Source organism: Desulfobacter sp. (assembly GCF_050177295.1).
The window spans coordinates 1-8,113 of the sequence record NZ_JBFXHE010000193.1 but is presented as its reverse complement, the minus strand read 5'-3'; the positions used below and the strand labels follow the sequence as shown (position 1 = coordinate 8,113).

Sequence of the window (8,113 nt, the reverse complement as noted above, 5' to 3'; positions counted from 1 at the left end):
CGCCATACAGGCCAAAGGGGTTGAGTATGGCAAAGGAAATTGAGAACAGCGTAAAGAAGAGCATTTTCAGCGGATCTTTCCAGAATATCCGTTTCAGGATATTCAGCAGGATTTTGTGCTTCTTCTCTCTTGTTTCAACCGACCCGGTCATGTCAAGTTCCTGTCAAGGGCGCTCCGGACAACATCAACCCTGCCGGATGCGTAAAAAATAAGATGATTTTCCGGCAGCACTCATAAAACTAAAATTTTCTTTTACGACGACTCAGTGTCTATGGTCATATCGAATAATGAATCAAAGTTCAATCAGGGAAACCCTGAGTTTTAAAAATTCCTGCTGATTTTTTCGTTGCTCCGGGCGGCCGACGGAGCGCTGCCCTCCGGAAGCCCGATAAGGTGCTAAATGGCGGCAGCCAATGCTTTTTTAAAGACGTCGATCGCTGCATTGACCGCTTTTAGGGCCAACGCCTTTGTCATGATTTCAAGGGTCAGCAACTCCGCTTCGAGCACTTTTTTTTCACGCGCCACTTCCTGCTCAAAGGTTTCTTCATCAATGTCCCCCTTCAACTTCGCTTCCCCCAAGTCTTTTAATGCGTCTTTCTCGGCATCAAGCATTTCTTTTGCCTGCGCCTTAAACGCTTCCGCTTCGTTTTTCACCGTATCGATGACGGCATCTGCCATTTCCTTTAAGGTCTGTTCGATATCCAGGCTCATTTATCCCCCTTGAATCTGACTTAATTTTTCCCGGCCGAAATATTTTTAGCCTCTTCTCCTTTTTTCATTCGACTTTTAATATCATCTCAGGGTATTTTTCCACTTCTTCATTCTCGGCCTGCAATTCTTTTTCATAATCCGTATTTTCCAAATAAATCTGAGGCATCTTTTTTTATAGAAAGGTCGTCACTTGTAATTTTAAATTCATATGTTTTTATCACTAACTCATTAATTTTACTATGGAGATCCTGAATGCTATATGGTTTTCCCAAAAAATCATCCATACCTATTTCAAAGGATTTATCTTTTACCGAAGTATTGCCGGTTAGAGCGATAATAGGAAAATAGTTTAATTTCCGGCGAATGATTTTTGTTGCTTCCAATCCGTTCATTACGGGCATATCAATATCCATCAGGCAAAGATCATATTCTCCGTCATAAAGTTGAGCATGTTCGACAGCCTCTATGCCATTTGATGCAATATCAAAATCAAATCCCCAATGGTTCATTATGTTACCAGCCATTGTTTGAAGCATTGGATCATCTTCTGCTATTAGGATTTTCATCTTTATTTCCCCTATTTGGAAAATAGTTGTTTTAAGGTAGTTGCATTTCTTCAAAAAAATTAGTCGCTTAGTACTCTTCTGAATTGAAGCTAACACTGCACATCAGCGGCACGCGACCAAGGATCCACACGAAACGCCAAAAGACTTGCACCGCTTGGTCGCGTGGCTCGTTAGCGGTTCACTTGTGAAAGATGAAATGGGTGTCTTTAAACGTCGTAGAGAGCTTTGGGAGCGGCTGTATCTCACATCCGAAAAGAACCCCGCTCGGGCCTATTGTTTGATGGCCAATGCGTTTAAACATTAGAATATTTTCTGATTGTAGGAATTGGCAGACTCTTTCAAGTTCTGCAATTTGAACATCTACTAGATCAAGAGAGACTACGTTCTGATTTCGAAGATCGTCTATTATTTGAGGATTTATATTGTTGATTACCTGAAAAGCACTATTGCAACTATTCCAGAAAGTGTATTTCTTTTCGAAATCAACAGCGTTCTGTATGAAGGCAGAGAAGTCTACCGTTGGGGTTCTGGAGCCCAATGCATTTGCCAGCACAGGGAAAACAAGTTTTAGGCTGGAAGTCTCCGTAAGTTTGGCTGCCTGCAAGAGGTTTAGCGGGATAGGTAGCTTGCCGGGCTCCATGCCTGAATGACAAAGTGGTACGACAGGAATGCCTCTTATCCACCCTGCGCCAGCCTCGAAATTTATCCAAGGTCTTTTGACTGACACGGGGCTGCACAAAACAAGTTCGACCGTGCATACATTAAGTGCATGCGTGATATCGTCAAGCCATTTTTGGCCGAGACCTATGCTTCGGTCATCTGAAGACACAAAAACGTCTATCAAATCAAGAAAGCTATCTTCGATCAGCGACTTGAAGTGTACTGCAAGCTCTCTTTCCTCAGAAATATGAGAAAGGAACACAATCTTTTTATCTGTCATATGATGTACCCTCCTTTAATGTAGGCACGCTAACAAGTGATTATGTAGTTTTTTTTCTGTATAACCGACATTGAGCAGGCACATTATAACTACTTATATTATTGTATAAAAAAATCGACGCTATTGACTCACTACCAATAATTTCAATATGTTAAAGAAACATCTGCTCAATGTCGAGTATAACTCCAACAAAGAACATGTACAAACTCTGTATCAATAAAGAACCGAATTGACAATCATTTTGTGCCGGTGTTATATAATTTTTATAACGGGATAACATTCAAATTGTGGGGTTAAACAGCAAATGGCATTGATTCAGATTAATCCGAATGTGCTGGCCAGTTATAACCGGGAATTGGTTTCCAGAAATATTCCGGGAAATGTGCACAGGCGGAATGAAATAGGATGATTATAGCTTCGTTGTTGTAATTTCTCTGATAACATGTCAAAAAAATAGCATGAGATATGAAGGCCCCATATATCGTCCACCCAGTGAAGCGGATTCACTTTTAATTCAAGCCACAGTCGGATGCCCCCACAATAAATGCACTTTTTGTACGATTTATAAAAATGGTCCGCGTTTCAGGATCAGACCTGTTCAAGAAATTATGGAGGATATGGATTCTGCATCCAAGATTTATGGACCTAATTTCAAAACTCTGTTTTTCCCGGCAGGAAATACCATTGCGATGAAAACAGATGACTTAGCTGCGATCTGCATCTATGCTCGCAAAGTTTTTCCTGATTTAGAACGGATAACTGTCTACGGCTCGTCCCAATATATCCATAAAAAAGGACGAAGTGGCCTAAAACAATTGGCAGATGCCGGGTTAAATCGTATCCATGTTGGCCTTGAATCTGGCAATGATGATGTTCTGCGCTATGTAAAAAAAGGAGCAGATGCCAAACGTCAGATCGAAGCAGGTCAATGGGTCGTTGCCACTGGATTAGAGTTAAGTCTCTATATTGTATTGGGGTTGGGAGGCGTGGCTTTGACTGGTTCGCATGCAGACTCAACGGCAAATGCGCTCAACCAGATTAATCCTGACTTCATCAGGCTCAGAACTTTTGTACCGAAAATCAACACACCAATATTGGATGAAATTGAGTCCGGCAAATTTAAAATGCTGGGACCGCATGGTGTTATAAAAGAAACTGAACGGTTAATCCGGCAGTTAAAAGTGACTTCGTATTTAGCCAGTGATCATTACACAAATTATATTGATGTGCACGGCAGGCTACCTGAATCGCAAAACCAAATTATGGCGCAGATTAAAACAGCTTATCAGTTGCCTGAATCTCAATTTCGTCCGTTTTTTATTGGAGATCAATAAATTTATAAAGCTTGACTTCCCATATTTTTCTCATATATTTTCAGGTGAAGCATCATAATAATTAAAGCTCTTAATCATCTTCTTGAGGAGAATGCCATGAAAGATATTCTAATAAAAACGATTATGATTCCCTTACGCGACTATGTGACCGTCAAGGAAACTGACACTGTTTATGATGTATTCCAGGTTCTGGAAAAGAACAAATCCGACATCCACTATTCCCACAGGGATGTTATTGTAGTGGACGACAATGGCAGGTTCAAGGGAAAAGTTACCATGCTTGATATTTTCAGAACGCTTGAGCCCAACTATAAAAAACTGTTCAAAAACTATGACGACGGCACACTGACCAAGGATTATGTGATCAATGCGATCCGGGATTTCAACCTCTGGATGGAGCCCATGAAGAACATTTGTGAGCGCGGCGCCGACATCAAGGTTTCCGAAATCATGCACGTACCTGTCGACTTTGAATACCTTCAGGAGAACGATTCCCTGGAAAAAGCGCTTCATGAATATGTTATGGGCGTCCACCAGCCTCTAATCGTAAAGAATGGCGATACGGTCACCGGTGTCCTCAGATTTTGTGATTTGTTTGAGGTTATCAGAGGCCAGATGTTGTCCTGCCCGCGTCCCCAATAATTTGCACGCAGAACTCCCATAAAAAGGGTTGATTCTGAAATCTTAGAATATTTTCTTCCGAATTTTTCAGGCATTTATTGTTGTCTTGACTTAAATCGAGCCCCCCTGCTATACACAACATGCTTGTGTATAGTATTGGTTTATCATGGTGATAGATCTTTCACTTCATGAGAAAAATATTTAAACCAGTTTCAGTTTATACAATCAACCAGGAATTTTGCTATGTCAGTTGAAGAAAATACATGTCCCAAATGTAATTCACCTTATGCCTATCCCGACGGACTCCTGTGGATATGCCCGGAATGTGCTCATGAGTGGGCACCGGATCAGGCTTCTGATGATTCACCCCCGGAAGATACGCCAGGATTCCTTGATGCCAATGGCAATCCGTTGCAGGATGGAGATACAGTCACCACCATCAAAGATCTCATGGCCGGGAAGGACACAATCAAATTGGGAACAAAGGTCAAAAACATCAAACTCCTTGATGACCCTGTAAATGGTCACGATATTTCCTGTAAGATTGCAGGGTTCGGCGCCATGTACCTTAAATGTTCTGTTGTTAAAAAGGCTTAACGGAGGGTAAATCGCCAAACGCTTGCAAATTAAGTCTGCATAATTAAATGGACCCTAACACAAGGAAGGTGAACATGATCGAATTAAAAAATCCAGACCTGTTTTGCCAGGCCTGTTTTATTCAGGATCAGTGGATTGAAGCAGATTCAAAAAAAACCGTTGAGGTGACCAACCCGGCCACAGGGGAAGTTCTGGGAACCGTGCCCTTTTGCGGTGCCGAGGAAACCCGGCGGGCCATTGATGCAGCCAATGGGAGTCTGCCTGCCTGGCGCAGCAAAACCGCAGCCCAGCGTTCTGCCATTTTAAGGCGGTGGCATGACCTGCTCATGGAAAACCAGGAAGACCTGGCCTGGCTCATGACAGCGGAACAAGGCAAGCCCCTGGCCGAATCCCGGGGCGAAATCGCCTATGCAGCCAGCTTTTTTGAATGGTTTGCCGAAGAGGCCAAACGGATTTACGGTGATATCATCCCCCAGACCATTGCGTCCCAGCGTCTGGTGGTGATCAAACAGCCTGTGGGCGTGGTTGCGGCCATCACCCCCTGGAACTTTCCCAGCGCCATGATCACCAGAAAAGCCGGTGCAGCCCTGGCAGCCGGATGCACCATGGTGGTCAAACCCGCCACAGCCACACCCTTTTCCGCTTTGGCCATTGCAAAACTGGCCCAGAAAGCCGGGATGCCCCCGGGCGTCTTTAACGTGGTCACAGGGTCTTCGTCAGCCATTGGCGGCGAACTGACCGCCAACCCCATTGTCCGGAAACTGACCTTTACCGGCTCCACAGAAGTTGGCAAAAAACTGATGCAGGACTGTGCCGGCACCATGAAGCGGGTATCCATGGAACTGGGCGGCAATGCACCGTTCATTGTATTTGATGATGCAGACCTTGATGCGGCGGTTGAAGGGGCCCTTTCCTGCAAATACCGCAACTCCGGCCAGACCTGTGTCTGTGCCAACCGCCTTTATGTCCAGGCAGGGGTTTATGATCAATTCTGTGAAAAACTGACCCGGGCTGTGGCAACCCTTAAAGTGGGCAACGGCGTAGAAGAAGGGGTGGTCCAGGGCCCGCTCATTGACATGAAGGCCGTTGAAAGTGTGGAACGTCATATCAATGATGCCCTGGACAAAGGCGCTAAAGTACTGGCAGGCGGCAAGCGCCATGCCCTGGGCGGCACCTTTTTTTCCCCCACGGTCCTGGCAGACGTCACAGACGACATGCTCGTGGCCAAAGAGGAAATATTCGGTCCCTTTGCCCCGATCTTCAAGTTTGAAAGCGAAGCAGAGGTGATCCAAAAAGCCAATAATACAGAATACGGCCTGGCTGCCTATTTCTTCACCCGGGACATGGCCCGGACCTGGCGGGTGGGCGAAAAACTGGAATACGGCCTGATCGGCATCAACTCCGGCATCATCTCCAATGCCGTGGCCCCCTTTGGCGGGGTCAAGGAATCCGGCAACGGCCGGGAAGGCTCCAAGTACGGACTGGATGATTACCTGGAGATCAAGTACATGTGCATGGCCGGCATCAGCTGACCTGATCATTTCACAACATTTTATTTGCGATAAAACGAAAAGTGAATAACTAATTCAGGAGTAAACATGAAAAAAATTATTTGTTGTATGGCTGCTGCCATTGCAATGGCCATGGTTTTTTCCTCATCTGCGTTCTGCAAAAGAGAGACTGTCATTAAAATCGGCATCAATGCGCCGCTGACCGGGGATATTCCAAAGGTCGGAGAGGGTACAAAATATGCGGCGCAAATGTGGCTGCAGGACATTGAAAAGGCGGGCGGCATTGACGTCGGCGGCCAGAAGTATAAGGTCGAACTGGTGGTTGAAGACAATGAATCCAAAGCAGAGTCCGCAGTAAAAGCCAACACCAAAATGATCAGCCAGGATGACGTACTGGCCATTATCGGCCCCCAGGCTTCCAAACAGGCGATTCCTGCCGGTGAAGTGGCAAATAAATATAAAACCGTCATGATCAGCCCCTGGTCCACCAACCCCGACACCACCCTGAACCGCCCCTTTGTATTCCGCGGCTGTTTCCTGGATCCCTTCCAGGGTCCTGTTGTGGCCAATTTCATCACCGATGAGTTCGGGTTCACCAAGGCCGCTGTTCTTTATGATGTGGCATCCGACTACCCCAAAGGGCTTGCCGAAGTGTTCAAGGCTGCCTGGGAGAAAAAACACGGCAAAGGTTCCATTGTCGCCTTTGAAAGCTTTACCACAAAAGACACGGATTTTTCTTCCCAGCTGACCCAAATTATCCAGTCCGGTGCCCAGGTTCTTTTTACCCCCCAGTACTACAATGAAATTCCTTTGATTGCAAAACAGGCCAAAGAGCTTGGATGGAAAGGACCCATTGTGGGTTCCGACTCCTGGGGATCTGCAGAGACCGTTGAGCTGTGCGGGGAAGCCTGCTACGGCCAGTTCTTCTCTTCCCATTACGCAGCTGCCGGTGCCAAGGGTGCCACCAAGGAATTTATTGACCGCTACAATGAAACATACGGCTACGTCCCCGATGATGTGGCAGCCCTGACCTGGGATGCCCTTGGTCTTGCCCGGCAGGCCATTCAGGATACCGGAAAACTGACCGGAAATATTGAAAAAGACCGTGTGGCGGTCCGGGACGCCCTTGCAAAAGTTAAAGATTTTTCCGGTATCACCGGCAACATGACCTTCACCGAAGAGGGCGATCCGATCAAGTGTGCGGTTATTGTTAAAATCAGCGACAAGGGTGAGTTTGAATTCTACAAATCCGTATGCCCCTGAGGGGCGGATGGAAACACGCGTTAATACGTTTTTAAGTGAGAAAATAACTGCCGCAATGAAAAGCGGCAGTCATTTTTTCAACTCATTCACTGTTTTAACAGGAACTGCTGCATGGAATCGTTTACTGATCTGATACCGTTTTTTATTCAGAACTTTATCAATGCACTCCAGCGAGGAAGTTTTTACGCTGTTATCTCCATCGGATACTCCATGGTCTACGGCGTTCTGATGCTTTTCAACTTTGCCCATGGTGATATTTTCATGCTGGGTACCTATATCGGTTTTGGTATTGCAACGCTTTTTCTTGCGCTGTTTGCAGGCATTTTACCGGGGCCTGTCATCTTTTTGGCCACCATTGTGGTGACCATGTTTTTAGCCTCCTGGATCGGGGTGCTTGTGGAGGTGGCCGCCTACCGGCCTTTGCGTCAGGCGCCCCGGGCTTCTGCCGCCATCACGGGCCTTATGATCGGCATTATTTTTGAAACCGGTATTTTGATTCTTCTGGGTGCCAAGCGACTGAGTTTCCCACCGCTCATTGAGTCGGTCTCCTACAATGTGGGCGGGGTCTAT

At 45.9% G+C, this 8,113-nt stretch carries 9 protein-coding genes; 6 read left to right on the top strand and 3 right to left on the bottom strand.

The genetic code is table 11. The annotated features are described in order from the left end of the window. Window positions 1-396: 396 nt before the first annotated feature. The 3 genes from AB7U36_RS13845 to AB7U36_RS13835 all read right to left on the bottom strand — a co-directional run bounded on the left by AB7U36_RS13845 (window position 397) and on the right by AB7U36_RS13835 (window position 2,217). Window positions 397-711: a hypothetical protein gene (locus AB7U36_RS13845; RefSeq protein WP_428160336.1), complete on the bottom strand. Its 315-nt coding sequence runs from the start codon at window positions 709-711 to the stop codon at window positions 397-399. A gap of 131 nt (window positions 712-842) precedes the next feature. Then, window positions 843-1,277 carry a response regulator gene (locus AB7U36_RS13840; protein WP_428160335.1) on the bottom strand — a complete coding sequence of 145 codons (435 nt, stop codon included), beginning with the start codon at window positions 1,275-1,277 and terminating at the stop codon, window positions 843-845. Between the two features lie 178 nt (window positions 1,278-1,455). Beyond that, window positions 1,456-2,217: a toll/interleukin-1 receptor domain-containing protein gene (locus AB7U36_RS13835; protein WP_428160334.1), complete on the bottom strand. Its 762-nt coding sequence runs from the start codon at window positions 2,215-2,217 to the stop codon at window positions 1,456-1,458. A 458-nt stretch (window positions 2,218-2,675) separates the two neighbouring features. Here AB7U36_RS13835 and AB7U36_RS13830 point away from each other — a divergent pair, with 458 nt between their 5' ends. The 6 genes from AB7U36_RS13830 to AB7U36_RS13805 all read left to right on the top strand — a co-directional run. Further along, entirely contained in the window at window positions 2,676-3,551 is an 876-nt protein-coding gene (locus tag AB7U36_RS13830) for a radical SAM protein (RefSeq protein WP_428160333.1), read from the top strand. Between the two features lie 96 nt (window positions 3,552-3,647). After that, window positions 3,648-4,193 carry a CBS domain-containing protein gene (locus tag AB7U36_RS13825; protein WP_428160332.1) on the top strand — a complete coding sequence of 182 codons (546 nt, stop codon included), beginning with the start codon at window positions 3,648-3,650 and terminating at the stop codon, window positions 4,191-4,193. A gap of 222 nt (window positions 4,194-4,415) precedes the next feature. Beyond that, window positions 4,416-4,769 (top strand): zinc ribbon domain-containing protein YjdM, encoded by a 354-nt coding sequence (locus AB7U36_RS13820; protein ID WP_428160331.1) that lies wholly within the window; start codon window positions 4,416-4,418, stop codon window positions 4,767-4,769. Between the two features lie 74 nt (window positions 4,770-4,843). Next, the gene (gene gabD / locus AB7U36_RS13815) at window positions 4,844-6,301 is read left to right on the top strand and encodes an NADP-dependent succinate-semialdehyde dehydrogenase (RefSeq protein ID WP_428160330.1); all 1,458 of its coding nucleotides are present in this window, start codon (window positions 4,844-4,846) and stop codon (window positions 6,299-6,301) included. Window positions 6,302-6,367: 66 nt separating this feature from the next. Further along, a complete protein-coding gene (locus AB7U36_RS13810; RefSeq protein ID WP_428160329.1) occupies window positions 6,368-7,543 on the top strand; it encodes an ABC transporter substrate-binding protein in 1,176 nt (391 codons plus the stop codon). 111 nt (window positions 7,544-7,654) lie between these two features. Next, window positions 7,655-8,113, top strand: a 459-nt coding sequence (locus AB7U36_RS13805) for an ABC transporter permease subunit (protein WP_428160328.1), incomplete at its 3' end; no start/stop codon positions are given.

What these genes read in the sequence shown, in the direction of transcription:
- gabD (WP_428160330.1), top strand. Translation starts at nt 4,844, where the DNA reads ATGATCGAATTAAAAAATCCAGACCTGTTTTGCCAGGCCTGTTTTATT.
- AB7U36_RS13820 (WP_428160331.1), top strand. Translation starts at nt 4,416, where the DNA reads ATGTCAGTTGAAGAAAATACATGTCCCAAATGTAATTCACCTTATGCC.
- AB7U36_RS13825 (WP_428160332.1), top strand. Translation starts at nt 3,648, where the DNA reads ATGAAAGATATTCTAATAAAAACGATTATGATTCCCTTACGCGACTAT.
- AB7U36_RS13835 (WP_428160334.1), bottom strand. Translation starts at nt 2,217, where the DNA reads ATGACAGATAAAAAGATTGTGTTCCTTTCTCATATTTCTGAGGAAAGA.
- AB7U36_RS13830 (WP_428160333.1), top strand. Translation starts at nt 2,676, where the DNA reads ATGAGATATGAAGGCCCCATATATCGTCCACCCAGTGAAGCGGATTCA.
- AB7U36_RS13845 (WP_428160336.1), bottom strand. Translation starts at nt 711, where the DNA reads ATGAGCCTGGATATCGAACAGACCTTAAAGGAAATGGCAGATGCCGTC.
- AB7U36_RS13810 (WP_428160329.1), top strand. Translation starts at nt 6,368, where the DNA reads ATGAAAAAAATTATTTGTTGTATGGCTGCTGCCATTGCAATGGCCATG.
- AB7U36_RS13840 (WP_428160335.1), bottom strand. Translation starts at nt 1,277, where the DNA reads ATGAAAATCCTAATAGCAGAAGATGATCCAATGCTTCAAACAATGGCT.